The following is a 22,637-nucleotide window of genomic DNA, read 5'->3' as shown; positions in this document are numbered from 1 at the left end:
ATACCGGACCGGCTTTATTTCATACCGTACTTCTTATTGAACTTCTCGATACGTCCTTGAGCCTGTGCGAATCTCTGACGTCCAGTATAGAATGGATGGCAGTTTGAGCATGTATCTACTTTAATTTCAGATAATACAGAACCTGTTTCGAATTCTGCACCACAGCTTGTGCATACTACCTTCGCCTTGTGATAAGTTGGATGAATATCTTTTTTCATTTTTTATCTCCCTTCTGCCTTAAGCCTCTGATTGGCTTAAAGAAAGTGCTAAATTGCCTATTTATACTACCATAACAATTTTTTTCGTGCAATCTTTTTATTCAACAGTTTCACGCCAAATCACTGCACCTAGATTTTTTAACTTCTGGTCGATTTCAGCGTAGCCACGATCGATGTGATATACATCATGGATTTCTGTAACACCCTCTGCTAGAAGACCTGCTACTAACATCGCTGCACCACAACGTAAATCTGTCGCAACAACCTTGGTTCCAAATAAGGAACTTGGGCCCTTGATGCTAGCAGAACCTGTAGATACTTCAATATCTGCACCCATACGTTGTAACTCTCCACAATGCTTGAAACGCTCCACGTAGATGGTTTCTACAACTTTGGATTCACCATATGCTTGTGTCATCAGTGTGGTAAGTGGTTGTTGTAAGTCCGTCGCAAAACCAGGATATGGTCTTGTGGTAACATCCGTCGCAACCAGTTTATCTGTATGACGGATTGTAATACGGTCTACATCAATATCCATATCAACACCCATTTCCTGTAACTTAGAAGTTAGGGCATCCAAGTGTTGTGGAATGATATTCTTGATCACCATCTTCTTTGCGCATGCAGCAGCGATGACCAAGAATGTACCTGCTTCGATACGGTCTGGGATAATTTCATGGAAACAGCCCATCAACTTATCAACACCATCGATTGTGATGACATTTGTACCTGCACCACGAATATGTGCGCCCATCTTGTTTAATAATGTCGCAACGTCGATGATTTCTGGTTCCTTCGCCGCATTTTCAATCGTTGTACGACCCTTTGCGTATACAGCAGCCATCATAATATTGATAGTTGCGCCAACACTTGCGATGTCCAAGAAAATCTTCGCACCCTTTAATTCCTTGGCTTCGATTGTATAACAAGCCTTGTCATACGTTACTTTAGCACCCAAGGCTTCAAAACCCTTTAAGTGTAAGTCAATTGGTCTTGGACCTAAGTAACATCCACCAGGCATCTTCATACACACACGACCAAACCTACCTAACAAAGCACCCATGAAGTAGTACGATGCACGAAGTTTTGTGACTGCGTCATCTACTAAATCAATATTTTGGATATTTGTAGGATCAATAATCAAATGATCAGAAGAACGTGCTTCAACTTGAACACCTAATAAATTTAAAATCTTTGTTAGGGATTCAACGTCCGCAATCTGCGGAACCCCAACGATTGTGACTGGTCCATGAGCCAGTACGGTAGCAGGAATCAGTGCTACTGTTGCATTCTTTGCACTAGAGATTGTGACTTCTCCCTCTAGCGTATGTCCACCTTCAATTTTAATTACTTCCTGCATATGTATTTTCCTTTCTGATCAGCTCTGTCAGCTCGTGTATATCCTTTACAAGTATATCTGCTTTTGATTGATCCTGGTAGAAGCGATCATCAATTCTCGCAACGGTTCTTATTCCAGCTGAGATACCTGCTTGTATCCCTGCTTTACTATCTTCATATACCAAGCACTCTTCTTTGCGTATTTGTAGTGCCTCTTGGGCCAATAAATAGATATCTGGATATGGTTTTGAACGTTTGCAGTTTTCTCCACTTTCAATAAAGTCAAAGTATTCCAAGATTCCCATTTCTTTTAGACTTGTCACAATTAAGTCATATGAGGAAGCCGAACATACTGCTAACTTTAAACCCATCTCTTTCATCTGCTGTAATGCCTGTGGAATACCTGGGAACATAATCTCTTTAAAGTGGATTGGATGTTCCACATTAAAGTATCTTTCGTTATTTTCACGAATCACTTCAATAGGGACTTTCCCATCTAGCATGTCATATAGCATCTCATATGTTTTCTGCATCGTTGTACCGATGATTCGGTAAATATTCTTAGCAGGCCCATCATATCCATACGCACGCATCTGTGCAACTGTTCCCTGCATATAATAGTATTCGCTATCATAAAGAATACCGTCCATGTCAAACAATACCGCTTTTATCATATACAGCATTTTACATGAATTTTCGTATCCATTCTAGATGTATGCAAAAGTTTGCACAATCATTATACAACGAGATAGAAAAAAGGGCTCATATACGAGCCCCTTATCATCACTCACTTAGTAATTAAGCTTTGTCAGCGGAACCGAACTGGTTAACCATTTCGATTACCTTAGCAACGATTGCGTCAGCACCTGGTTTGAGTAACTTACGTGGGTCAAAGCCCTTACCCTGTTGGTCCTTACCAGCTTCGATGTATTCACGAGTTGCCTTAGCAAATACAATCTGTAAGTCTGTATTTACGTTGATCTTAGATACACCCATTGTGATAGCCTTGTGTACTTGGTCAAATGGGATACCAGAACCACCGTGTAATACTAATGGCTTACCATTTACAGCAGCATCGATTTCTGATAATCTTTCAAAATTTAATCCTGCCCAGTCTGCTGGATAAACACCGTGGATATTACCGATACCTGCAGCTAAGAAATCAACACCTAATGAAGCGATTTCTGCGCATTCCTTTGGATCAGCTAATTCACCGTTAGATGTAACGCCATCCTCTGTACCACCGATACCACCAACTTCACATTCTACAGATACACCCTGTGAATGAGCTAACTTGATGATTTCCTTTGACTTCTCTAAGTTCTCTGCGAAATCATAGTGAGAACCGTCGAACATTACAGATGTGAAACCTGCTTCGATGCAAGCCTTAGCACCTTCAAATGTTCCGTGATCCAAGTGTAAAGCAACTGGAACTGTAATGCCCATATGGTCATGAATGTTCTTAACCATATCTGCACACTGCTTGAAGCCACACATATACTTCGCTGCACCTTCAGAAACCTGAAGAATGACAGGAGAGTTTGCCTGCTGGCAAGCAGCTAAGATAGCCTTTGTCCATTCCATGTTATTGATGTTGAAAGCACCAATTGCATAATGACCTTCATGAGCCTTTTCAATCATTTCTTTTGCTGAAACTAATACCATGAGATTATTCCTCCTTATTTAGCGTTTTCATATTAAACTATTTCTGAACATTTTTAAAGTAGCATGATTAAAAAAAGGCTATTTTTAGCCTTTTCTTAATTAATTATCGAATGCGTCGTCACCCTTTGGTAAATCTAGACCAGCAACTTCAATTGCTTCTTCTAATTCATCATCCTCGAGTTCGATTTCAGATGTATCGATATGAACCTCTTCAAACTTACGACGGTTACGTAAATCCCACTTGTTATTTTCTAAAGAAGCAAACCTGTTATCTAACATCAAGTCACTATAGAATTGTGCCTTTTTACGTCTGATTTTATCTTCAGGAATATCCATTGTCTTTACAATTTCATCCCAAATCTTTGAGAAATCTACTTCTCTTTTTCTTTTTTTGAGCCAATTGTAGGCTACGTCCGTCATAGTCTCGTTGTTAACCATTGTAAATCTCCTTTATACAAATGCATGATATGCTTGCTTCGCCATGGCACTATACCCCAAGTTACAAATAAAGTCAAATATTTTTTACTGGGGTAAATTCCCAACGTAAATTCTGGTGAAGTACGACCTCTTTATTCATAATCAACTGATACTCAACACTCCAATACGTATCGCACTTTTCCGCATGACAAAGCCTTGTCTGCATGTACATCTTCCCATACTGAGAATCCACAACACTTTCTCCATCCTTATCATCAAAGAGGGTAATTTTTGTATGAACATCAGCTTTTCGCTCGAATGAAATACAATCATCACCGAAGTAAACCTGATGAGATCCCCTTTCATTTTCCTCGCGGTAGCGTAAGGTATTTCCATCATATAAAGCATTTGTTTCCAATAAGATTTGTTTCTTATCTTCTAACAAATCATGTTGTATCAGTTTGACTGTTATACGCATATTCACCTTCCGTGAATGATTATATGCGAACCTGTTCTCCTGTCAACCATTGCGCCCATAAAAAAACTTCCATCGTATTTCATGGAAGTAATTTTATTCAATTATTCGTAGTAAGCGATAAGATATAGTGTTTTTGCGCCAAATCCACTTAAAGTAAGCGGAAGTGTCATTACCACTGTTTCATTATTGTTCACATTTTTATAAAGACCTACTCTATACGTCTTACCCATTTCTACATCAAATGCAAACTCAATATCTGTTGCGTAGTAATTCTTGTTTTTTACTACAATACCATTCTCTGTCATTTGAAAACTACCTACAAAGCTATGATGGCCTGGTTCTAACGCGATAATTGTATCTAGCATTTGCCCCTTAATTGGATGATATATAGCCGCATCTTGACCATCAATAGTTGAAACATCTCCATAGAAATGTACAATCGCTTTCGTTGTACTTGCCGCAACAAGTTCTGCTTCTGTATTCTTCCGCTTCATTTGTAGTGTGATAAATACCGCAAATGCAATAGCCCATACAACAAGTATCCCAGCTACCATAAATATTGGATTCATATTCTACCTCACATCTGCTCCGATTGAGCATTTTTCTTAAACACTATTATACAGGTGATTTTCGTGATGTCCTGTACACAACAGTGTATTTTTTTGTATATATTATGATTTCAACCAATCAAACTATCATTTCCTAGCAGCTGAAAGTAACATTTGTTTGCGGAAGACCGTCGTCATGAGCCAAATTGGTCCTACTAAAACCACAAGCATTGGCAAAATATATGGCAAACTTTCAAGTAACGCTACCATATACCGCTTACTTGCACCACCACTAAAAATCGTATTGATAGCCTCCGCTGTATGATTAAGTAGATTATATAGAGCAGAGTTTATATCTGCACTGGAAAGTATAACGAAAACGATTGCAAAGAAAAGCGTTAGCCATAGTACAGCTAGGAAAACAATTCTCTTTGATACTTGATTACATATCGCAACGCGCTGTTGTAATGTTAGACCACTCAATTCAGGAATATCCTGTGTCCACTTCCTTGCACGTTCTTCTGGATTCATTTCTTAATTTCTACTCCTTTTGGATAATATACGCTAAATACATCATGGATCGGTCCATGTACCAGACTATAAACAATATTAGATGCGTTCGACATTTCTACTATCGTTCCATCCTTTTTCTTTACCCAAACCGCATCACCCCTACTATCTGTATAAGGCTCATATGGTTTCTGGTACACTTCATCCTTTGACCAATAGTAGTCCAGATTATATCCAGCCTTCTTTAGCTGATGACGCAACTTACGGTTGTTAGATGGATCACTTTCAGAATACGCAAATAATTTACGATCACGAATCCGTAACGCAAAATCACGCACGATAGGATCTTTATGTTCACATAACATCGAGAAGCCATAGCTAAATGCATATTCATCCAGCATAAAGTACTGTTTTAAAGAAATCTTCTTACCTGTTAAAACAGGTTTAAATAATGGAATGATAGAAGGATCACTCACACTCTTTAAATCCCTTAAACGCTTAAAAAGTAGATGTAGAATGGTTTCAAAACTACGTGCTACAGGATGATAGTAAATCTGCCAATACATGTGGTATCTTGCCATGATATAGTTTTCAACTGCGTATACACCACTTTCTTTGACTACCAAACGATTTCCATCTACCACACGAAGTGTACGTAAGATTCTCTCCAAATCAAACTCACCATACTTCGTTCCTGTAAAGTATGCATCACGTAATAAGTAATCCATGCGATCTGCATCCAGTTGTGAACTAATCATCTGCACTAGTAATGGATTTTTACTCTTATGACGGATAACATCCGCAACATCCTTCGCTAGACCCTTAGCGCTAGCTTCTAGTATCTTCGTAATCTCCGTATTTTCTTCAATGATACGACAAGTAAATTCTTCATGAGATGTTCCTGTAACAGCTTCAAATGCATGGCTATATGGGCCATGACCAATGTCATGCAGTAAACCTGCCAGCATGATTGTTACCTTATCATATTCATTCAATGCATTTACAATATCTGGGACTTCCGTCACCATACGGCGTACGATTTCATACACACCAAGCGAGTGAGAAAAACGAGTATGTTCTGCACAATGATATACTACATACGCTCCACCCAATTGACGAATACGACGTAAACGTTGGAACCAGCTACTATTGACAATATCCCAGATTACCTGCAAATCAATATGCACATACCCATGTACAGGATCACGTAATACTTTCACTTCTGATGTTTTCGCAAACATGAACTAGTCCTCCTTTACAAGGAGTACAACTGCTTGTGCTTGTACACCTTCTGACTTACCAACAAAGCCTAAACCTTCCCCGCGTGTTGCCTTCACACTAACATTATCTAAATCAGACGCAAGTGCTCTAGCAATATTTTCTCGCATGGTCATGATATGTGGCGCCATCTTAGGCTTTTCAATCATGATGAGACTATCAACATTTCCAATATTATAGCCACGATCACGCATCATCACACCAACCTGCGCAAGAATCTTGATAGAATCTGCACCTTCCCATTTTGGGTCTGTATCTGGAAACCATTTTCCAAGATCACCTAGCGCAAGTGCGCCAAGGATAGCTTCCGCTACCGCATGACATAACGCATCCGCATCACTATGTCCTACAAGACCTAAATCAGATGGAATTTCCACACCACCTAAGATTAGTTTACGTCCTTTCGCAAGACGATGAATATCTGTTGATTGTCCTATTCTCATGTAAAATCCCCCTTACACTCAATTGTTTTATTCTTAAAATATTAATGTTCTATGATAATCATAAGATGTTGTGGAATGAAATAAAAGGATAAATCCGATAAACAACTCTATTTCATGCGATTATCTCTACGATTTTGAGGATTTCTATCCATTCTTAGATAATCCAACTATAATAGAATTATGCAAATTCAGATTCCAGATTACATCCAAGTCCTTATCGACTTGTTAAATCAAAATCACTATAGTGCCTATATTGTAGGTGGTGCAATTCGTAATGCATTGTTAGGACTGCCAATCCACGACTATGATTTAACGACAGATGCAACCCCAGATGAAATGTTACAAGTCTTCTCTACACATAGAGTGTTTAAGACAGGCATTCAGCACGGTACGATTACTGTACTTTCTAAGGGACAGCCTGTTGAAATCACAACATTCCGCAGTGAAAATGTCTACGAAGATCACCGACATCCATCCGGAGTCTCTTTCTCCAAGTGCATCGAGGAAGATTGTAAACGTCGTGACTTTACTATTAACGCACTCTGCTATAACAATCACGAAGGCTTAATAGACTTCTTCGGTGGTATTGATGATTTACAACATAAGATTATCCGTTGTATCGGTAACGCAAGTGAGCGCATTGATGAAGATGCTTTACGTATCCTACGTGCACTACGCTTTGCTGGAAGACTATCATTTACAATCGAAGAGAAAACCGCAACCACAATACACAAACAAAAAGATTTACTACACTATATCTCAGAAGAACGTATTCATACCGAATGGATTGGCATCCTCGAAACAAATTCCCTTACTTCTATTCTTGTAGAATATAGTGATATCATTCAGGTATTTATCCCAGAATTAACCAAGGATATTATCCAGCATAGTTTAACTGCAATTCATCAATCTCCACTTGACGCAAATATCCGCATGGCAATTCTACTTAAGGATATTTCTAACGCAAAAGGAATTCTTGAACGTCTTAAATACTCAGGTTCTGAGCAGGCTATTATTCTTAGTTGTATTCAAAATTCAGAATATAAACTCTCTTCAAAGATTGAGTTGAAACAGTTTTTATCCACACTTAAAATTCCATTTGATACTTATCACCAATATCGCTCCGCGATTGATACAGGTTATCAAAAAGAAACCATTCATGCATATCATCAAGAAATCCACAACATGCATGAACCATATCAATTAAAAGACCTTGCGATTGATGGAAATGTAGTAAAAGAGTTAGGTTATCAAGGAAAAGAGATTGCGTCCATCTTGCAAAAATCCTTGAATACAGTGATTGAAAACCCAGAAAATAATACAGTTGAATATTTAACAAATATGATAAAACGCACTTTGTAGTGCGTTTTTCTTTTTTAGATTATTTTTTGATATGCAATCCGTTTGTCGCCATTATCTAAATAGATGGTTCCGCATGCATGGTATCCTAACTTCGACAAGAACTTACGCATCGGAATATTTTGGTGATGTGTATCGATACGAATATCATGGAGATTTGAGTTAATAGCCAAACCCTCTGCAAACTCCATCAGTTTACTTGCATGGTCTTTACCTTTATAGTCATTTTTAATTGCGATACGATGTACAACAACATATGGATGATTATTTAACCACGCGCCATCTTCGATATAGTCATAGTTTGGCTCGTGGCCAGCAACAATATATGCAGTACCAATGACGCCTCCATCTTCCACAAGTACATAGCTGTTTCCTGTTTCTATGTCCTGGGAAATAACTTCTTCATTTGGGTAACCATCTTGCCATTGTGGAATCCCGTTAGCACGCATACTTTCTTGTGCATCTTGGATTACATCCATGATTTGTCCGATATCTTCAAATCGACTCTTACGAATTTCCATATTGCTTCATCACTGCTTCTAATTTCGCATTCACATCCGCACCAATCAAGTCAATACCGTCTGCGTAGTAATATTGTACATCTTCAATTTTCCAGAACTCTTTACATAATGTTCGTATAAAGGAGATTGCACAATCATTTTCAGGCACATTTCCGCCCGCTGTTAAAATTAATGACAGCTTCTTTGCCTGACAAAGACTATAATACTCTCCTGCTTTGTTTAAATCGAAGGTTAATCCCTGTGTACATACAAGTTCAAGATATGCATGTAATACGGCAGGTAAACCAAAATTCCAGAACGGAGCCGCAATGACAATTTCATCAGCTTTAGCAAATTGCTTGGCATAGCGATACATCTCATCATCAAAATCATGATTACGTGAATCCTTACAGTATTTTTCTAATGAAGTTTTCTGTAAAGGACGGATATCCTCTTCGCCTAAGTTCACTGTTTCAATTTTATCTGTCAGTGTTGTTAGATATTTTTGCGCTAATGCGTTGGTTCTTGAATTCTTACGGAATGCGGCATTCACAAATAATACAGTCATACTGTCTTCCTTTCCCTTATGACAAAAGAAAGCAGGTTAGCCTGCTTTATAGTTTCTTGAATTGTTCGATGTCCAATACAAAGATTGTCGCTCCACCAATTTGTACTTCAACCGGGAAGGACGCATATCTTCCAACATCATATGATGCAGTTGATGGAACGATTTCTGTACGACGCTTTGCTTCTTCACCGATAACTGCGATACATTTATCTACAAGTTCATCTTCCGTACCTACGATAATAGTTGTATTTCCAGCACGTAGGAATCCACCAGTCGTTGCTAAACGTGTCATATAGAAATTATTCTTTGTAAGTGCAGCAGAAACTGCAGATGCATCATCATTGGATACAATTGCTAAGATCAGTTTCATAAGAGCCTCCTATTATTACTCCTATTTTATCATGATTCACTGTGAAAATGAGATGAATTATACATTGAAGCGGAAGAAGACTACATCTCCATCCTTCATCAAGTACTCCTTACCCTCTAAGCGCATCTTACCGTGTTCCTTAACAGATTGTTCTGTACGATATTCCATTAAGTCTTCATAGCTATAGATTTCCGCGCGGATAAATCCCTTTTCAAAGTCTGTATGGATAACACCTGCACACTGAGGAGCTTTCATACCCTCATGGAAAGTCCATGCACGACACTCTGGTTCACCAACCGTGAAGAATGTTCTTAGACCTAGTAGGTGATATGCTGCACGGATAATCTTATCCAATCCAGATTGAGCAATTCCTAAGTCTTGCATGAATGCAATCTTCTCTTCTTTATCAAGACTTGAAAGTTCTTCTTCCATCTTGGCACAGATAGCGATACATTCACTACCTTCATTCTCTGCAAACGCCTTTACCTTCTGGTAGTATGCATTGCTTTCAGGATCACCGATTTCTTCATCGCTCATATTCGCAACATAGATAACTGGCTTTGATGTTAATAGACCATAGTTCTTTAATATCTCACGGTCAGAATCTTCTAAGTCACCTAAACGTACCGGTGTTCCTGCCTCTAATAACTTTTCAAACTTCTGTAAGGATGTATATTCCGCTACTGCATCCTTATCCTTGGATGTCTGTGCCTTCTTAGCTACCTTACTAATACGATTCTGTACTGTATCTAAATCACTTAAGCATAGTTCTAAGTTAATTTCTTCAATATCGCGGATTGGGTCAACTGAACCTTCTACGTGTTCGATATTACTATCATCAAAGCATCTTACAACGTGAACAATTGCATCTGTCTCACGAATATTCGCTAAGAATTGGTTTCCTAGTCCTTCACCCTTTGATGCACCTTTTACAAGACCGGCGATGTCCGTAAATTCAAATGTTGTGTAGATTGTCTTCTTTGGATGGAAGATTTCTACAAAGTCATCCATTCTTTTATCAGGAACTTCTACTACACCAACGTTTGGATTGATGGTTGCGAATGGGTAGTTCTCTGCTAAGACCTGGCTGTTTGTAATTGCATTAAACAAAGTTGATTTACCCACATTTGGTAAGCCAACGATACCTGCTGTTAATGACATATATGATTCCTCTTTTCTTTCCTCTTATTCCTGTGGCGCCTTTTCAATAATCTTCTTTAGCTTACGCTCAAATTCATGTCTTGGAAACATAATAACTGCACCACAACCTAGACATTTGATTTTAATATCCGCACCCATACGAATGACTTTCCAATACTTGGACTTCTTGCATGGATGTTCCTTTTTCATTTCAACTGTATCGTTTAGATTAAAATCACTAATCATAGTCCTTGCCTCTTTTCATATGCAGTGATTGTATTTTGCAATAACATACAAATGGTCATAGGACCAACACCCTTTGGTACAGGTGTAATCGCACCAGCCTTAGGCGCTACCGATTCAAAATCTACGTCACCACATAAGTGGCCATCAACACTATTTACACCAACGTCAATTACATAAGCGCCTTCTTTAACATATTGGGCATCAATAATGTTTGGCTTACCCACTGCAACGATTAAGATATCTGCTAAGTTTGTCAGTTCTTTTAAGTTCGCTGTATGGGAATGACAAATTGTAACTGTCGCATTAGCATTCTGTAATAGACGGGCAACTGGTGTTCCTACCAACTTAGAGCGGCCAATGACCACCGCATGCTTGCCCTTTGGATTACATCCCATACGCTTTAAGAGTTCCATGATACCAAGTGGTGTACAAGGCACAAAGGATGGTTGATTCATAAAGAATCTTCCAAAGTTTAATGGATGAAGTCCATCCACATCTTTTTGTGGATCGATACACGCAATTGCTCTATCTTCATCAAAACCTTCTGGTAATGGTAACTGAATCAAGATGCCATCAACCGCATCATCATTCGTACAATCACAGATTGATTTCTCTAATTCCTCTTGGGAGATAGAAGAAGATAAACGAATCGTATTGGTTTTAATGCCAACTGCTGCACAAGCCTTCTCTTTTCCACGTACATAAGACTCAGATGCTGGATTATCTCCTACAAGAATAACCGCAAGACATGGAGTTCTCATACCTGCAGATACCCAAGACTCCACTTTTGAGCGCATATTCTCTTTTAATTCGGCAGATAATTCACTACCGTAGATAATTTGTGTCATTTTAAATCCTCCGAATCTAGACATATTGTGATAGGGCCATCGTTGAGCAGTTCAACTTTCATCTCTGCCGCAAAGATACCCTCTTCCACTTGTAAACCATAGCGTCGTAATACTTCATTGAAATATAAATACATCGCTTTGGCATGTTCAGGCTTTCCAGCCCCATCAAAACTTGGACGATTACCCTTTTTGCAGTTTGCGAATAACGTAAACTGTGAAATTGATAGAATCGCACCTCCAACTTGTTGTAATGCTAGATTCATCTTTCCATTTTCATCATCGAAAATACGCATTTTGGCAATCTTATCTGCCATTTTTTCTACAACTGCTTCAGTGTCATCATCTTTGATTCCGACTAACAATAGAAAACCTTGATTGATTTTCCCGTTTACGACTCCATCAATGGTAACACTGGCATGTTTTACTCTTTGAATTACTGTTCTCATATCGATAAAAATTATATCAGATATTGTAATAATGTTGCCGTATAATCACAAAAGAGCATACAATTTCTCATATATGCTCTTAGAAATAATCAAAATATATCCTCTGATATAGCTTTTAGTGAATTTTAGAAACTAATGTTGTATCTTTTTCATTACATAATTCATATACCACATCCGCAAAAGGAATGTATTCTCTATCATGCGTAACACTAATGATTGTCTTTCCATCTTTCGAAAGTTCTTTGAAATACGACAAAATTAATTGCGTATTTTCATAATCAACATTAGATGTAATTTCATCTAATAAATATATCTCCACATTTCTCAATAACGCCCTTGCAATACATAAGCGTTGTTTTTGCCCAGTGGACATAATTTTTCCTGCTTCATAAATATCAGTATCTAAAGCATCATCCAGCGATGAAACATAGTCTTTCATATTCACAGTTTTTAATACTTCCCAAATCATTTCATCTGTAATTGCATCGCTACTAACCGTTAAATTACTGCGAATACTGCCTGGGAATAAAGAAGGTGATTGTGATATATAAGCCACCTTATCTCTTAGATTATGGCTATCTATATCCCTCAATGATATATCATCAACTATGATTTCCCCTTCATACTTCGTATAGAATTTCTCTATCAGTTTTAGAATTGTACTCTTTCCGACACCACTTTCTCCCAATATGACTGTCCATTTATGTGCCTGTAATTCTAGTGTTAGATTTTTTAAGATGGGTGTATTCGTATATTGGAATTTTACTTGTTCAAATCTGATTGCTTGTTCCAATAAAAATGGATGCTGATCTGTAGAAATATCAGAATCTAATTCAAATAACTCCTTTGTCTTTGTAAATTCACCTTCAAACTTTCCTTTTTCAATTTCTGTTGAAAATATTGTATGTAAATAGGAATATAACAACTCACAATAACTAACTACAGAAATAATTGTTCCGACTGTAAGTTTTGTTGTATACATCATCAATAATGCAACAATACCAAATGATAGTCCGGTAAATAGAGAGGTCATAAAACCATTAATCCATACACCTGCTAGAGATTCCATCGAAGCTACACTTCCCCAAACAGAAACAATCCCATCATTATTTTCTTTAATTTTATCGATATAGAATGTCTCAAGATTGCTACTCTTGATATAATCGATATTCTTAAACATATCTGCCTTTAACTGATTGTTCTTTGCATTCTTTTCAAGAACATTATTTACTAATCCCTCTAACTTAATATGAATATATCTTACTGGAATAATACTAAGCGGTAAGAATAATATTTGGAATATCCCTATCACAGGATGATAAGAACACAAAATTATAAAGATAATGATTGAAGCTAGAATTGCACTATAGTAACTAGGGATATCTTTGATATAGAACAATAATAAGTTAGAAAGTTCTCTACCTGATTCCGTCAGTAACTCAATAGAATTATGTGTATCAAAAAAATGGAGTGGTTGATGAATGATCTTTTCTATCAGCTGAATTGTATACTCATTTCCCTTATTTCTTGCAAATACAATTGTGAAGTAATTAAAAATAGATTTTACACATATATGCAATAGTGGTATTGACACAAAAATAAGGATGCTCAAAATAATCGTATGCATGTTTTTCTGCGGGATAACTGTATCAATGATATATTGCATTAATCTTGGAGATATTAGGCTAATGATTTCTGATAAAATACAAAAGCCAAATGCAATTACTGCATATTTCAATGTGGATTTTTTTATAATCCTTTCTAGTTGTGACATATCTACCTCTTATGATTTAAATCGTTTATTAATATTATTATATTTAATGTAAGATAATACAATCTAATATCAAAAAAACATCGTACTTCTTCGTACGATGTTATTCAAGATATGAATTAATAGCTGCATTCACGATGGATAATAGAATACTTGCAATAATCGCTGTATGGAAACCCATCATATATGAACCGTGTGCGAAACTGAATGCAATGGATAATACTGCTGCGTTGATAATAAGCGAGAAGAATCCAAAGCTGAAGAATGTCACTGGTAAGAATACCAACTTCATCAATGGCTTTAGTGTCGCATTTAAGATTACAAGAATAAATGCTAAGAAGAACAATGTATTTGCACTTCCAATATACATGGTTCTCATAATACGATCAATTAACCAAAGTGAAGCTACATTTACTAAAACTAATGTTATAAATCTTTTCATTTCTTGCTCCTTTTCGTTTGCCAATATAGCACGCCTAATGCGATTACAAGTATCAGGATAATCACCGATACGATATCTAATATACGCAAAAGATAACCTCCTTTACTACAAGACTATTTTACCATATTTGCAAATATAGGAATACTTATTATTCCTTGATACGTAGAAGACGAACAGCGTTAATGACACACAACATTGCAACACCTGTATCTGCGAAGATTGCCATCCACATATTCGCAATACCAACTGCTCCTAATACTAGCGCGAGTACTTTAATCGCTATCGCAAGTATGATATTTTGATTTGCGATACGAATAATTCTCTTGGCTTGTTGAATGGTTACATCAATCTTATTTAGATTATCGTCTGTGATGATAACATCTGCTGCTTCAATTGCCGCATCACTGCCAAGTGAGCCCATCGCAAAGCCAATATCAGCCGTACGCATAACTGGAACGTCATTGACACCATCACCAACAAATGCCACTACCCCATTCTGTTTCACGGTATTCACGCATGTAATCTTATCTTCCGGTAAACATCCACCATATATAGAATCGATACTCAGTTGTTTGCCTACCTCTTGACAGATTTCTTTTGCATCACCAGATACCATCATGCAAGCATGATTCTTATTTAAGTGCTGTATTGCACTAGCTGCATCTCTCTTAACTGTATCTTTCAATAAAATACAGCCTAAGAAGATATTATCCTCTGCCACATATACATAGGTTCCTGGTTCTGTATATTGTTTACAATTCACATTGTTTTCTTCCATCATCTTATAATTACCAACGATAACATGATGATTTTCTAAAGTAATAGAAATACCTCTACCTGCAATTTCTTGCATATCAGAAATCTTTGTTTGATCTACTTCATTTTGATATGTATTCTGAATCGCTTTTGCGATTGGGTGATTCGAATAACTTTCCGCATACGCTGCTAATTTCAATAATTTTTCATCATCTGTACTATCTAACAAACGATTCACCGCAAACTGTCCTGTTGTAAGGGTACCTGTTTTATCGAAAACAACCGTGCGAATATTCGCAATCTTTTCAACATAATTCGCTCCCTTTAACATGATGCCATGCATGGATAATCCACCAATTCCAGCAAAGAAAGAAAGTGGAATAGATATAACTAGTGCACATGGGCAAGAGATAACTAAGAATGTACATGCACGATAAATACCTTCATTGATATCGCCGCTCACAATTGCTACTACAATAGCTACCAGAATCGCTAGTACAACAACAGTAGGTGTATAGTAATGTGAGAATTTTGTAATGAATTTTTCTTGTTTAGACTTTGTTTCATTGTTCTCTTCGATAATATTGAGAATTCTTGATACTGTTGATTGTGCAAATTCTTTCGTTGTACGAATTAACAGTACACCACTTGTATTTACAACACCTGAGATAACTTCATCATCCACATCCACATCTCGTAGATTTGACTCTCCTGTTAAGGATGCAGTATCAAGAGATGAACTTCCTAAAACGACAACGCCGTCTAATGGAATACGTTCTCCTGGTTTTACTTGGATAATTTCACCAATCTGCACTTCTGTTGGATCAACTTTGATAAACTCTGTTCCACTTTGTACATATGCATAGTCAGGTCGAATATCCATCAAAGATGCGATTGACTTACGAGAGTGGTCAACTGCTAAATCTTGGAAGAATTCACCAATCTGGTAGAACAACATAACACCAGTCGCTTCCTTCCAATCACTTAAATATAACGCCGCAAAAGTGGCGATGGTCATCAAAAAGTGCTCATCTAATAGATTTCCTCTTTTTAGATTATTGAATGCTTTATAGATAACATCATAGCCGAGAATAATATACGCAAGTAATGTTGAAATATTACTTATAATCCCTGTAAGGGCAAACGAAAGACCAAATAAGAATGCCCCTAGTACTAATCGAGCAATCATCAACTGTGTACTATGATCTTCTTCCTTTTCAATCTTTTGCTCTGCATAATAGCGTGAGAATTCAACTTCTGGCTCTTCTCTAGCAATCATTTCGCGTAGTTCATTTTCGATACGTGTATATTCACTTGTCGCAAACTGAACACGTAAAATCGCATGCATAAAGTCAGCTTCCGCATGTTCAACGCCTTCTATTTCCATCGCCTTTTCCGCGATCTCATTGGCACAATCTGCACAATCAATATTCTTAATATGAAATTTAAAGAGATGTTTTGGTTCTTCGTGTAAAGCTGTAATCACTGCATCAGGTTCATCATCATGAATAATTTCAAAAACCTTCTGCTCAATCACAGAATGTTTCTCTTCATCACAATCAAAATACATCTTCTGCTGCATAAAATGGATATCTGCACTCAATACACCCTCTATTTTTCTAATTTCTTCTGCCAATTCTGCGGCACAATCTGCACAATCAATGCCTATAACACGATATCTATATTCCATCTCAACACCTCTCATACACATAACACTTGAACATCTGTTCAAGTGTTATTATATTACTTTGAGATTTTTTGTCAATCTATGTGAGGAGTGATATAATTTCTTCGTTTTGGAGGTAATCCCCATGATCAAAGCAAATTATCATACACATACTGCACGTTGTGGACATGCAATTGGTACAGATGAAGAGTATGTTCAAGCAGCGATTCAAGCAGGTCTAACAACCCTCGGATTTAGTGATCATGCCGCATATCATACACCTTGTCCTGGATTGCGTATGAACATCGAACAAATTCCTGATTATTATCAATCGATTCGTTCTTTACAGGAAAAATACGCATCTCAAATCGATATTCATCTAGGTATGGAAGTGGAATACTATCCTAGTCAATGGGATACCATCCGTGAATATCGAAAGACATTAGATTATATTATTTTAGGGCAACACAATCTCACTATTGATGAAGATAGTGTCTATGAATTTGATAACAGTGACCAAGTTGAACGCTACGTTAAATGCTTAGAGGAAGCGTGCCAACATTATATGTGTGATTATATTGCTCATCCTGATGTATTTCTCTGGAAATATCCACGAATTGACGAGAGTGTTCTAAACGCTGCAGAAAAGATTGCAGATATTTCACGCTTCTATGACGTTCCACTCGAATTAAACTGCGGTACTGGTGTACGTATTGGCAAGAAGGAATATCTTGATGGCGAACGCTATGCCTATCCTACTAGAGCTTTCTTTGAAATTTTCGCAAAGAAAAAATGCCCTATTATTATTGGTCTTGATATACATAATCCACAACATTTCTTAACAGAAGAAAATCTCAACCGTGCACTATCTGTAGTCGCAGGTCTTGATTTAAATTTTGTACAAGACATTGATCTGGTTGGAGAAGCGAAAAAGAGAAAACTAAAGTTCTACTAAAAAAGTTTATGCACAAGCATAAACTTTTTATGTCTATTCTAATTCAAACGCACCTGTATATAACTGATAATACTGACCCTTTTGAGCAAGTAATTCTTCATGCGTACCACGTTCAATAATACGTCCATGGTCTAATACAATAATTACATTTGAATTCTTAACTGTAGATAAACGGTGGGCGATTACAAATACAGTACGACCATTCATCAAACGGTCCATACCAGTTTGTACAATCTGCTCTGTACGTGTATCGATAGAGGAAGTTGCCTCATCCATAATCATAACAGGTGGATCTGCGACAGCTGCTCTAGCAATTGCCAATAACTGACACTGACCTTGTGAAAGATTAGAGCCATCACCATTCAACATTGTTTGATACCCTTCTGGTAGATGTCGAATAAAGCCATCTGCACCCGCAAGTTTTGCGGCTGCGATACATTCCTCATCTGTCGCTGTTAAGCGTCCATAACGAATGTTATCCATAACAGTGCCTGTAAATAACACCGTATCCTGCAATACAATACCTAAAGATTTACGTAAGGACGACTTTTTAATCTTATTGATATTAATACCATCATAACGAATCTTTCCATCTGCGATATCATAGAAGCGGTTAATCAGATTTGTGATCGTTGTCTTACCAGCACCTGTAGCACCTACAAAGGCAATCTTTTGACCAGGTTTACCAAATAGAGTTACATCATGCAAGATCATCTTATCTGGATTATATGCAAAGTCTACACTTGCGAAACGAACATCACCCGCAACCTTTGTATATGTTACTGTGCCATCTTCATGTGGATACTTCCAAGCCCAAATTTCAGTCTGTTCATTTGTTTCTTTAAGCTCGCCATCTTTTTCTGTTGCGTTGACAAGTGTCACAATACCATCATCTACTTCAGGCTCTTGATCAAGGAGTTCAAATACACGCTCCGCACCTGCTAAGCCCATTACGATTGAGTTAATCTGTGGAGAAATCTGCTGAATCATACCAGCAAACTGACGTGACATTCCTAAGAATGGCACTACAACCGCAATTGAAAATGGCAATCCTGAAATTGAGAAGTTCGCAAATTTCTCTTGAATAAAGATACCACCTGCCACTGCTACAAATACATAGATTAGGTAGTTTACGTTATTTAATACCGGCATTAAAATATTGGAATATCGGTTTGCGGTATTAGAAGCCTCAAAGAGTTCATCATTTGCTCGATTGAAGATTTCCTCAGCTTCATCCTGGTGATTAAATACTTTGATTACCTTTTGTCCATTCACCATTTCTTCGATAACACCTTCTGTTTTACCAGTTGCCTTCTGTTGTAAGATAAAGTACTTCGCAGAAAGACCACCAAGCTTACGTGTAATTTCAATGGAAATTGCAGCACCAATTAAGATAACTAATGCCATTGGAATACTATAATAGAACATGATAGCGATAATTGTGATGATTGTAACGATTGAAATCAATAATTGTGGGAAACTTTGAGAAATCATCTGACGCATTGCATCGATATCGTTTGTATAGTGAGACATGATGTCACCGTGTGGATGTGTATCAAAATAACGAATAGGTAGTTTCTGCATATGTGCAAATACTTCTTTACGTATCTTGTGTAGAACGCCCTGTGTAAAGAACGCCATTAACTGTGTATATACAATACCGATAATTAATGCAATAAGATACACTAGCGCAAGTGTTCCAACTAACTTGACAATATATGGTTTAGTAACTTCCCAAGTCCAACCTTGTTCCCACGCTTGTTGTAATACAGCGATAACGTTCTGTTGGAAAATGGAAGGTAGTGCACCCAAGATAGCGTTGATAATAATCAATAACACAATCAGTGGGAATAGAACTGGGTAGTATGATACTACCATCTTCATAATTCTCTTGAAGGACTTTTTACGATTCGTTTGTTTCTGATTCATATTAACGAACACCTCCTTCTTCCACGATTTCCTCAGTACCTTGTTTATTCTGAGATAAATACACTTCACGGTAGATTTGATTTGTCTTTAGTAATTCTTCACTTGTACCAATCGCATCAATCTTACCGCCATCTAAGACGATAATACGGTCTGCATCTTCTACAGATGAAGTTCTTTGGGCAATAATAATCTTTGTTGTTTCTGGAATATATTCTCTCATTGCCTTACGGATAATTGCATCTGTCTTTGTGTCTACAGCAGAGGTTGAATCATCCATAATTAAAATCTTAGGTTGTTTTAAGAGTGCTCTTGCGATACAGAGTCTTTGTTTCTGACCACCAGAGACGTTTGTGCCACCCTGTTCAATCCAAGTATCATACCCATCTGGCATCTGTTCGATAAACTCATCTGCACAAGCCAAATGACATACATGCTTCACTTCTTCTAATGTTGCGTCCTTATTACCCCAACGGATATTATCCGCAATCGTACCTGAGAATAATACGTTCTTCTGTAACACCATCGCAACAGAATCACGTAATGTCACAAGGTCATAGTCTCTAACATCTTCTTTACCAACCCGAACTGTACCTTCAGTAACGTCGTATAGACGTGGAATCAACTGTACAAAAGAAGATTTTGCGGAACCTGTTCCACCAATGATACCAATCGTTTCACCAGATTTAATATGGACATCGATATTCTCAAGAACTGGTCTTTCTGCTGTAGGTGAATATTTGAAACGAACATGATCGAAGTCAATAGAACCATCCTTCACTTCAGTAATTGCATTTTCCTTTGAAGTGATAGAACTCTTCTCATTTAATACCTCAACAATACGCTTGCTTGATTCTTCAGAGAAAGTAATCATCACAAATACCATCGATAACATCATTAAGGAAACCATGATTTGGAATCCATAAGTCATCAAAGTAGATAACTGTCCTACGTCTAAGCTTGTACCATTTGTTTTGATAATCATTTCAGAGCCAAACATCAATACAAACAACATAACTGCATAAATACTTATCTGCATTAATGGGTTATTCAAAGCGATAATCTGCTCTGCACGTGTAAACATTTTACGAATGTCATTTGATGTCTCATCAAATTTCTCGATTTCATAGTCCTCACGTACAAAGGATTTCACGACACGAATACCCTTTACATTTTCTTCAACGATGCGTGTAATCTTATCGAAGAGAGGAAATCCCTTTTTGAAGACTGGCATAACTGTTCTTACAATCAAATATAACCCAATTCCTAAGAAAGGAATGATAATTAAAAAGATAACTGCCATTGTCCCACCCATAATATATGCCATTGTAAAGGAGAATATTAAATTGAGTGGAGCACGTACAGCAGTACGAATAATCATCATAAATGCCATCTGCACATTTTGAATGTCAGTCGTTAATCGCGTAACGAGTGATGCAGATGAGAACTTATCAATATTTGAAAATGAAAATTTCTGGATATTAGTGAAGATATCATAACGTAAGTTACGCGCAAATCCTGTACTAGCCTTTGCACAATAGATACCTGCTAAGTATCCACATAATAGTGAAAGCAGTGATAAGACAACTAACTTCCATGCATATCCTAAAATCACTGATAAATCACAACCTGCTTTAATATCATTGATTAATAAAGATATTAAAAATGGAATCAATGCCTCAATGATAACTTCACCTATCACAAAGGTTGGTGTCAGTATTGTTGCTAGTTTAAACTCACGAATACTTTTCATTAATTGCTTAACCATTTCTACCTCCTAAAAATCACTTGATTATTTTACCCTATATTTTAAAGAAACATAAAGGAAAGATTCTTCATCTTTCCCTAATCATTCACTTTATAATACTCTTCTAATGTAAGTCCAGAATCATATACTTTCTTGGCTTCTTCGACACCGATATATCTAAAACTCCACGGATTATATGCAATACCCGTAATCGCTTCTTTTCCACGAGGGAAACGTAAAATATACCCGTATTCATAGCTATGTTTTAATAACCACTGATATGCAGCTGTTGATTCAAATGAATCATCAATATCATGATCACGATTATCATCAGATAAATCAACTGCCAAACCTAGTTGATGTTCACATGCACCAGGAATAGCATCATATTGATCTGCCAAAGTTTTACCATCCGTACTTACATATGTGTTATATAAAGCTAGTTGTTGTGCATATGAACGATAACCACTCACTAAGTATAAATTGATATTATCCTTACGTGCAGCCTCAAACATATTCGCTAATGCAGTCGCAGCTTCACTACGTAAATATTGTGTTCCATTGGAACTCACATTGACTGTAGTTAAGTCAGCAGGAACATAACTTGAATCAATTGGATGACTTTTATTAGTAATCTTCTGAATAGAAGATACAGTAGTCGTATCAACTGTTGGTTCAACAGTAGGTTCAGGGGTTGGAGTAGGAGCAGGTGATGGTGTAGGACTAGGACTAGGCGTAGTCTCAACAGAACTATTCTGACTCGACTGAATAACCGATAGACAATCTTTGCAATCTTTTTCAGATAAAGTACGTGGTGTAAAGAATATTAACTTAAATAATAAGATAAATAATACACCAAACAAAATTGAAAAAAGACCAATCAGTATGCGGATTCGTGATTGATATTTATCTGTGCTTTTCATGGATAATATTATAACATCTAAACCCATAAAAAGTATAAAAAAAGGGAGAGCGATGGAAAACCATGCTCTCGATGACCCG

Annotated in this window: 25 protein-coding genes; 2 read left to right on the top strand and 23 right to left on the bottom strand. The window is 37.1% G+C overall.

Features of this window, described 5'->3' with window-relative positions; translation table 11 throughout:
* Nucleotides 1-14 precede the first annotated feature (14 nt).
* From rpmE to ispF, 10 genes are all read right to left on the bottom strand, one after another.
* Nucleotides 15-218, bottom strand: coding sequence for a 50S ribosomal protein L31 (gene rpmE, locus RYK16_RS05250; protein WP_006526712.1), 204 nt, complete (start codon nucleotides 216-218; stop codon nucleotides 15-17).
* A gap of 97 nt (nucleotides 219-315) precedes the next feature.
* Nucleotides 316-1,578: a UDP-N-acetylglucosamine 1-carboxyvinyltransferase gene (locus tag RYK16_RS05245; protein ID WP_314851235.1), complete on the bottom strand. Its 1,263-nt coding sequence runs from the start codon at nucleotides 1,576-1,578 to the stop codon at nucleotides 316-318.
* On the bottom strand, nucleotides 1,562-2,230 hold the full coding sequence (locus RYK16_RS05240; RefSeq protein ID WP_314851234.1) for an HAD family phosphatase: 669 nt from the start codon (nucleotides 2,228-2,230) through the stop codon (nucleotides 1,562-1,564). Before RYK16_RS05240 ends, RYK16_RS05245 begins: the two co-directional genes overlap by 17 nt.
* A 124-nt stretch (nucleotides 2,231-2,354) precedes the next feature.
* Nucleotides 2,355-3,221: a class II fructose-1,6-bisphosphate aldolase gene (gene fba / locus RYK16_RS05235; protein ID WP_006526709.1), complete on the bottom strand. Its 867-nt coding sequence runs from the start codon at nucleotides 3,219-3,221 to the stop codon at nucleotides 2,355-2,357.
* A 99-nt stretch (nucleotides 3,222-3,320) separates the two neighbouring features.
* Complete coding sequence (rpoE, locus tag RYK16_RS05230) at nucleotides 3,321-3,659, bottom strand: DNA-directed RNA polymerase subunit delta (protein ID WP_314851233.1); 339 nt, start codon at nucleotides 3,657-3,659, stop codon at nucleotides 3,321-3,323.
* Between the two features lie 73 nt (nucleotides 3,660-3,732).
* Nucleotides 3,733-4,116, bottom strand: a complete 384-nt coding sequence (locus RYK16_RS05225) for a DUF1934 family protein (RefSeq protein WP_314851232.1) — start codon at nucleotides 4,114-4,116, stop codon at nucleotides 3,733-3,735.
* Nucleotides 4,117-4,217: 101 nt separating this feature from the next.
* Nucleotides 4,218-4,685, bottom strand: coding sequence for a hypothetical protein (locus RYK16_RS05220; RefSeq protein ID WP_314851231.1), 468 nt, complete (start codon nucleotides 4,683-4,685; stop codon nucleotides 4,218-4,220).
* 126 nt (nucleotides 4,686-4,811) lie between these two features.
* Nucleotides 4,812-5,195, bottom strand: a complete 384-nt coding sequence (locus tag RYK16_RS05215) for a hypothetical protein (RefSeq protein WP_314851230.1) — start codon at nucleotides 5,193-5,195, stop codon at nucleotides 4,812-4,814.
* The gene (locus RYK16_RS05210; protein ID WP_314851229.1) at nucleotides 5,192-6,415 is read right to left on the bottom strand and encodes an HD domain-containing protein; all 1,224 of its coding nucleotides are present in this window, start codon (nucleotides 6,413-6,415) and stop codon (nucleotides 5,192-5,194) included. Before RYK16_RS05210 ends, RYK16_RS05215 begins: the two co-directional genes overlap by 4 nt.
* A gap of 3 nt (nucleotides 6,416-6,418) precedes the next feature.
* Nucleotides 6,419-6,895 carry a 2-C-methyl-D-erythritol 2,4-cyclodiphosphate synthase gene (gene ispF / locus RYK16_RS05205; RefSeq protein ID WP_314851228.1) on the bottom strand — a complete coding sequence of 159 codons (477 nt, stop codon included), beginning with the start codon at nucleotides 6,893-6,895 and terminating at the stop codon, nucleotides 6,419-6,421.
* A 180-nt stretch (nucleotides 6,896-7,075) separates the two neighbouring features.
* On the opposite strand from ispF, the gene RYK16_RS05200 reads away from it, so the two are divergent.
* On the top strand, nucleotides 7,076-8,257 hold the full coding sequence (locus tag RYK16_RS05200) for a hypothetical protein (protein ID WP_314851227.1): 1,182 nt from the start codon (nucleotides 7,076-7,078) through the stop codon (nucleotides 8,255-8,257).
* 14 nt (nucleotides 8,258-8,271) lie between these two features.
* Here the strand turns inward: RYK16_RS05200 and RYK16_RS05195 are convergent, their stop codons facing one another.
* From RYK16_RS05195 to RYK16_RS05150, 10 genes are all read right to left on the bottom strand, one after another.
* A complete protein-coding gene (locus tag RYK16_RS05195) occupies nucleotides 8,272-8,775 on the bottom strand; it encodes a GNAT family N-acetyltransferase (RefSeq protein WP_314851226.1) in 504 nt (167 codons plus the stop codon).
* Entirely contained in the window at nucleotides 8,762-9,322 is a 561-nt protein-coding gene (locus RYK16_RS05190; RefSeq protein WP_314851225.1) for an NAD(P)H-dependent oxidoreductase, read from the bottom strand. The genes RYK16_RS05195 and RYK16_RS05190 overlap by 14 nt, the downstream gene beginning before the upstream one ends.
* 46 nt (nucleotides 9,323-9,368) lie before the next feature.
* Nucleotides 9,369-9,692 (bottom strand): cyclic-di-AMP receptor, encoded by a 324-nt coding sequence (locus tag RYK16_RS05185; RefSeq protein WP_006526699.1) that lies wholly within the window; start codon nucleotides 9,690-9,692, stop codon nucleotides 9,369-9,371.
* Nucleotides 9,693-9,749: 57 nt separating this feature from the next.
* Nucleotides 9,750-10,853 carry a redox-regulated ATPase YchF gene (ychF, locus tag RYK16_RS05180; protein WP_314851224.1) on the bottom strand — a complete coding sequence of 368 codons (1,104 nt, stop codon included), beginning with the start codon at nucleotides 10,851-10,853 and terminating at the stop codon, nucleotides 9,750-9,752.
* A 24-nt stretch (nucleotides 10,854-10,877) separates the two neighbouring features.
* Nucleotides 10,878-11,078 carry a DUF951 domain-containing protein gene (locus RYK16_RS05175; protein WP_314851223.1) on the bottom strand — a complete coding sequence of 67 codons (201 nt, stop codon included), beginning with the start codon at nucleotides 11,076-11,078 and terminating at the stop codon, nucleotides 10,878-10,880.
* Nucleotides 11,075-11,926, bottom strand: coding sequence for a bifunctional methylenetetrahydrofolate dehydrogenase/methenyltetrahydrofolate cyclohydrolase FolD (folD, locus tag RYK16_RS05170; RefSeq protein ID WP_314851222.1), 852 nt, complete (start codon nucleotides 11,924-11,926; stop codon nucleotides 11,075-11,077). The genes RYK16_RS05175 and folD overlap by 4 nt, the downstream gene beginning before the upstream one ends.
* Entirely contained in the window at nucleotides 11,923-12,372 is a 450-nt protein-coding gene (gene dtd / locus RYK16_RS05165) for a D-aminoacyl-tRNA deacylase (protein WP_298665795.1), read from the bottom strand. The genes folD and dtd overlap by 4 nt, the downstream gene beginning before the upstream one ends.
* Before the next feature lie 115 nt (nucleotides 12,373-12,487).
* Entirely contained in the window at nucleotides 12,488-14,146 is a 1,659-nt protein-coding gene (locus RYK16_RS05160; protein ID WP_314851221.1) for an ABC transporter ATP-binding protein, read from the bottom strand.
* 100 nt (nucleotides 14,147-14,246) lie between these two features.
* Complete coding sequence (locus RYK16_RS05155) at nucleotides 14,247-14,585, bottom strand: phage holin family protein (protein WP_314851220.1); 339 nt, start codon at nucleotides 14,583-14,585, stop codon at nucleotides 14,247-14,249.
* A gap of 148 nt (nucleotides 14,586-14,733) precedes the next feature.
* A complete protein-coding gene (locus RYK16_RS05150) occupies nucleotides 14,734-17,031 on the bottom strand; it encodes a heavy metal translocating P-type ATPase (RefSeq protein WP_314851219.1) in 2,298 nt (765 codons plus the stop codon).
* A 121-nt stretch (nucleotides 17,032-17,152) separates the two neighbouring features.
* Here RYK16_RS05150 and RYK16_RS05145 point away from each other — a divergent pair, with 121 nt between their 5' ends.
* Entirely contained in the window at nucleotides 17,153-17,962 is an 810-nt protein-coding gene (locus RYK16_RS05145; protein ID WP_314851218.1) for a histidinol-phosphatase, read from the top strand.
* A gap of 33 nt (nucleotides 17,963-17,995) precedes the next feature.
* Here RYK16_RS05145 and RYK16_RS05140 read toward each other — a convergent pair whose 3' ends face one another.
* From RYK16_RS05140 to RYK16_RS05130, 3 genes are all read right to left on the bottom strand, one after another.
* The gene (locus tag RYK16_RS05140) at nucleotides 17,996-19,891 is read right to left on the bottom strand and encodes an ABC transporter ATP-binding protein (protein ID WP_314851217.1); all 1,896 of its coding nucleotides are present in this window, start codon (nucleotides 19,889-19,891) and stop codon (nucleotides 17,996-17,998) included.
* Between the two features lies 1 nt (nucleotide 19,892).
* Complete coding sequence (locus RYK16_RS05135; RefSeq protein ID WP_314851216.1) at nucleotides 19,893-21,656, bottom strand: ABC transporter ATP-binding protein; 1,764 nt, start codon at nucleotides 21,654-21,656, stop codon at nucleotides 19,893-19,895.
* A gap of 77 nt (nucleotides 21,657-21,733) precedes the next feature.
* Nucleotides 21,734-22,558 carry a M15 family metallopeptidase gene (locus RYK16_RS05130; protein ID WP_314851215.1) on the bottom strand — a complete coding sequence of 275 codons (825 nt, stop codon included), beginning with the start codon at nucleotides 22,556-22,558 and terminating at the stop codon, nucleotides 21,734-21,736.
* Nucleotides 22,559-22,637: the final 79 nt, after the last annotated feature.

It is taken from the genome of uncultured Solobacterium sp. (genome assembly GCF_963550625.1).
GTDB lineage: Bacteria > Bacillota_I > Bacilli_A > Erysipelotrichales > Erysipelotrichaceae > Bulleidia.
The sequence above is the reverse complement of the archived record's forward strand: the minus strand, read 5'-3'. Positions and strand labels throughout refer to the sequence as shown.

Excerpts from the sequence above, each read along its gene's own strand:
- rpmE (WP_006526712.1), bottom strand. The coding sequence starts at position 218 with ATGAAAAAAGATATTCATCCAACTTATCACAAGGCGAAGGTAGTATGC.
- RYK16_RS05245 (WP_314851235.1), bottom strand. The coding sequence starts at position 1,578 with ATGCAGGAAGTAATTAAAATTGAAGGTGGACATACGCTAGAGGGAGAA.
- RYK16_RS05240 (WP_314851234.1), bottom strand. The coding sequence starts at position 2,230 with ATGATAAAAGCGGTATTGTTTGACATGGACGGTATTCTTTATGATAGC.
- fba (WP_006526709.1), bottom strand. The coding sequence starts at position 3,221 with ATGGTATTAGTTTCAGCAAAAGAAATGATTGAAAAGGCTCATGAAGGT.
- rpoE (WP_314851233.1), bottom strand. The coding sequence starts at position 3,659 with ATGGTTAACAACGAGACTATGACGGACGTAGCCTACAATTGGCTCAAA.
- RYK16_RS05225 (WP_314851232.1), bottom strand. The coding sequence starts at position 4,116 with ATGCGTATAACAGTCAAACTGATACAACATGATTTGTTAGAAGATAAG.
- RYK16_RS05220 (WP_314851231.1), bottom strand. The coding sequence starts at position 4,685 with ATGAATCCAATATTTATGGTAGCTGGGATACTTGTTGTATGGGCTATT.
- RYK16_RS05215 (WP_314851230.1), bottom strand. The coding sequence starts at position 5,195 with ATGAATCCAGAAGAACGTGCAAGGAAGTGGACACAGGATATTCCTGAA.
- RYK16_RS05210 (WP_314851229.1), bottom strand. The coding sequence starts at position 6,415 with ATGTTTGCGAAAACATCAGAAGTGAAAGTATTACGTGATCCTGTACAT.
- ispF (WP_314851228.1), bottom strand. The coding sequence starts at position 6,895 with ATGAGAATAGGACAATCAACAGATATTCATCGTCTTGCGAAAGGACGT.
- RYK16_RS05200 (WP_314851227.1), top strand. The coding sequence starts at position 7,076 with ATGCAAATTCAGATTCCAGATTACATCCAAGTCCTTATCGACTTGTTA.
- RYK16_RS05195 (WP_314851226.1), bottom strand. The coding sequence starts at position 8,775 with ATGGAAATTCGTAAGAGTCGATTTGAAGATATCGGACAAATCATGGAT.
- RYK16_RS05190 (WP_314851225.1), bottom strand. The coding sequence starts at position 9,322 with ATGACTGTATTATTTGTGAATGCCGCATTCCGTAAGAATTCAAGAACC.
- RYK16_RS05185 (WP_006526699.1), bottom strand. The coding sequence starts at position 9,692 with ATGAAACTGATCTTAGCAATTGTATCCAATGATGATGCATCTGCAGTT.
- ychF (WP_314851224.1), bottom strand. The coding sequence starts at position 10,853 with ATGTCATTAACAGCAGGTATCGTTGGCTTACCAAATGTGGGTAAATCA.
- RYK16_RS05175 (WP_314851223.1), bottom strand. The coding sequence starts at position 11,078 with ATGATTAGTGATTTTAATCTAAACGATACAGTTGAAATGAAAAAGGAA.
- folD (WP_314851222.1), bottom strand. The coding sequence starts at position 11,926 with ATGACACAAATTATCTACGGTAGTGAATTATCTGCCGAATTAAAAGAG.
- dtd (WP_298665795.1), bottom strand. The coding sequence starts at position 12,372 with ATGAGAACAGTAATTCAAAGAGTAAAACATGCCAGTGTTACCATTGAT.
- RYK16_RS05160 (WP_314851221.1), bottom strand. The coding sequence starts at position 14,146 with ATGTCACAACTAGAAAGGATTATAAAAAAATCCACATTGAAATATGCA.
- RYK16_RS05155 (WP_314851220.1), bottom strand. The coding sequence starts at position 14,585 with ATGAAAAGATTTATAACATTAGTTTTAGTAAATGTAGCTTCACTTTGG.
- RYK16_RS05150 (WP_314851219.1), bottom strand. The coding sequence starts at position 17,031 with ATGGAATATAGATATCGTGTTATAGGCATTGATTGTGCAGATTGTGCC.
- RYK16_RS05145 (WP_314851218.1), top strand. The coding sequence starts at position 17,153 with ATGATCAAAGCAAATTATCATACACATACTGCACGTTGTGGACATGCA.
- RYK16_RS05140 (WP_314851217.1), bottom strand. The coding sequence starts at position 19,891 with ATGAATCAGAAACAAACGAATCGTAAAAAGTCCTTCAAGAGAATTATG.
- RYK16_RS05135 (WP_314851216.1), bottom strand. The coding sequence starts at position 21,656 with ATGGTTAAGCAATTAATGAAAAGTATTCGTGAGTTTAAACTAGCAACA.
- RYK16_RS05130 (WP_314851215.1), bottom strand. The coding sequence starts at position 22,558 with ATGAAAAGCACAGATAAATATCAATCACGAATCCGCATACTGATTGGT.